The sequence below is a fragment of the Sphingomonas sp. genome (genome assembly GCF_035490575.1).
Lineage (GTDB): Bacteria > Pseudomonadota > Alphaproteobacteria > Sphingomonadales > Sphingomonadaceae > Sphingomonas.
Genome location: NZ_DATJLI010000084.1, coordinates 1 through 2,763 on the forward strand (window position 1 = coordinate 1; position 2,763 = coordinate 2,763).

Genomic DNA, 2,763 nt, shown 5'->3' on the forward strand with positions numbered 1-2,763 from the left:
GTGTTTCAGCAGCGCCAGCAGCGACATCGGCGCAAACCGCTGCCCCGCCGCCTCGGCAATTGCCAGCAGCAGCGTGCCGGGCGCCAGCATCGACAGCGGGCGGCCCGCCGAATCGTCGATGGCGATGCCCCAGCGCGCGCAATGCGCGGCGACGCGGGCGGCCAGATTTCGATCGGGCGTCACCAGCGCGGCGGTGCGGCCCGGCACTTCGACGGCTTCGCGCAGCCGTAGCGCGATCGCCTGCGCCTCCTCCGCCGGGGTCGCCACTTCGATCGCGGTGACGCCGTCGAACCGCCGCTCGGCGCGTGGCAGGGTGGGCCAGCGATGGGTGAAGGCAGCGGGCAGCATCGCGCTGTCGATCGCCTTGCCGCGCGCAGTCGGGGCATCGAGTTCGCTGGCGACGCGCCACGGCTGAACCTCTGCCCGCGCCACGCCCATGCGGTCGAGCAGCAGCTTCAGGTGGAATTGCGGATGCGTCTCCACCGACGGACGACGCAGGCCGGTGACGGGATCGGGCGCGTGCGGGCCAAGCGCGTCCCAAACCGCATCGTCCAGCCCGGTCGCCAGCCCCGGCAGCACGACGAAGCCGTCGGGCAACCCGGCGATACAGCGCATCAGCCGCGCGACGGCGGGCACGGGCGACGTGACGCCCGCCGCGCACACGAACCGCGCGGGCGCATGATCCGCCCAGCGCCTGGCCGCCCGGTCGAGCAGGCGGCGGCGGCGTTCGGCCAGGTCGATGGCCCCCAGCCGCGCCAGTTCCGTTGGCCAGCGGTCCAGCACCACCTCGAACGTCGACAACGCCGTTGCCCAATGCTGCGACAGCTCCCCCGACAGGTCGAGTGCGCGCAGCGCCGCGGGGTCGATCTCTTCCACTTGCAACTGGTCGAGCGTGTGCGCCAGGTCGCCCGCCAGCCGCACCGCTTCCGCCGCGTCGAAACCCGGTCGCGCGTCCTGTAACAGCCGCGCCAGGATCAGGCGGCGGCGCAGCGGATCGACGGCGGGGGGCACGGGTGCGGCCTCTGCGGGATCAAAGAACGGGCCGACCGCTTCGTCCAGTTCGGGGTCGCCGATCGGGACGATGCGCGGCAGCAGCAGCCCGCCCTCGCTCAACCGCACGAACGCGTCGTTGACTGCCCGCACCGCGCGGCTGGTGGGCACCAGGATGACGCCGCGCGCCAGCCCCATCGGGTCACGCCCGAACCGGCGCATCAGGCCGATCGCCAGCGTATCGGCGAACGCCTTGTTCGCAGGGATGGTATAGACCGAAGGCGCGCGGCGCGCCTCAGCCATCGGCCAGCATCGCTTCGGTCACGGCAATGGCGGCGGGCGTGCCGACATCGAACCACAACCCTTCATGCGCGGTGCCGAACGCGCGGCCCGCCGCGATCGCGCGCTGCCAGAAAAAATTCGTCGAAAACGCGCCTTCGGGATGATCGGCGATGATCGCCGGGTTCAGGATCTGCACCCCGGTATAGACGAACGGCGCCAGCCGGCCGGCCGCGCGGCGGCGAAGGATGCGACCGTCCGAACCCAGGTGAAAATCGCCCAGCCCGCCATGGCCGTGCGCGCGCGCCAGCGGCACCATGAGGAGCAGCGCGTCCATGCGCCCGGCATCCCATAATTGCGCCAGTTGCACGATCGCATCGACCGGGCCGTCGATCCACAGATTGTCGCTGTTGACGCACAGGATCGGATCGTCGCCCAGCAATGGCCTCGCCCGCGCCAGCCCGCCGCCCGTTTCGAGCAGAGCGTCGCGTTCGTCCGACACGACGATCTCGATGCCCTTCACCCGGTGGGTCAGATGCGCTTCCATGACATCGGCCAGGTAATGGACGTTGACCACCGCGCGTTCGACCCCGGCCGCGCGCAGCCGGTCGAACACATGGTCGATCAGCGGCTTGCCCGCGACCTCGACCAGCGGCTTGGGCCGGGTGGCCGTCAGCGGGCGCATCCGCTTGCCCAGCCCGGCGGCCATGACCATCGCGGTCCTTGGCACCGCCACATCGGGATTGGGGCGAAGCGACAGCGTCTGTGCCATTGGATCAGCCCGCCAGCACGATCGGGTCGCCGCGCATCGCGGGCGGGATATTGGCGGCGAACCATGCCGCGACCGGAGCCAGCGCCGGATGGGCGAGGTCGCGTTCCAGATAGGTCCATACGCGCGGGCACAATGTCGGGTAGCGCGCCTTTCCATCGCGCTGCCACAGGCGCGTGAAAATGCCGATGATCTTGGCGTTCCGCTGTGCGCCAAGCACGTAATAGGCGGTGGTGAAGTCTTCACCCGCATCGACGGTGCGGCAGTACAGGTCCAGCATTGCGCCCTCGATTGCGGGCGGCACGTCGCGCCGCGCATCCTGCAACAGCGATACCAGATCATAGGCCGGGTGCCCCGCCAGCGCATCCTGAAAATCGAGCAGGCCCAGCGTTTCGCTGCCGTCGATCAGCATCAGGTTTTCGGCGTGATAGTCGCGCAGCACCGTGACCGGGGGCACCCCGCCCAGCGGCGCCAGCACCTGTTCCCACGCCGCGCGATAGCCCGCGCCATCGACAGTAAGGCCGATGGCGGGGCAATACCATTCGGTCAGCAACCCCGCCTCGCGCTGATATTCCGCCATGTCGTAGGGGCGCAGGACCATGGGTTCGTGATCGTGCAGCCGGACCAGCAGGCGCACGGCTTCTTCATAAAGCCGCAATTCGCTTTCCGGCGCGGCATCCACCGTCTCACGCATCCGGGCGTTGCCGAAATCTTCGAGCAGCACC

General features: G+C 69.8%; 3 protein-coding genes. All 3 read right to left on the reverse strand.

Features of this window, described 5'->3' with window-relative positions; translation table 11 throughout:
- A partial coding sequence (locus tag VL973_RS06500; RefSeq protein WP_475526604.1) for a PD-(D/E)XK nuclease family protein occupies nt 1–1,293 on the reverse strand: 1,293 nt, incomplete at its 3' end.
- On the reverse strand, nt 1,286–2,041 hold the full coding sequence (locus VL973_RS06505; protein WP_325283216.1) for a nucleotidyltransferase family protein: 756 nt from the start codon (nt 2,039–2,041) through the stop codon (nt 1,286–1,288). The genes VL973_RS06500 and VL973_RS06505, both read right to left, overlap by 8 nt.
- Nucleotides 2,042–2,045: 4 nt before the next feature.
- Nucleotides 2,046–2,763, reverse strand: a 718-nt coding sequence (locus tag VL973_RS06510; RefSeq protein ID WP_325283217.1) for an aminoglycoside phosphotransferase family protein, incomplete at its 5' end; no start/stop codon positions are given.

Bases quoted from the DNA above. Each gene is read 5' to 3' on its own strand.
- VL973_RS06505 (WP_325283216.1), bottom strand. From the start codon at position 2,041: ATGGCACAGACGCTGTCGCTTCGCCCCAATCCCGATGTGGCGGTGCCA.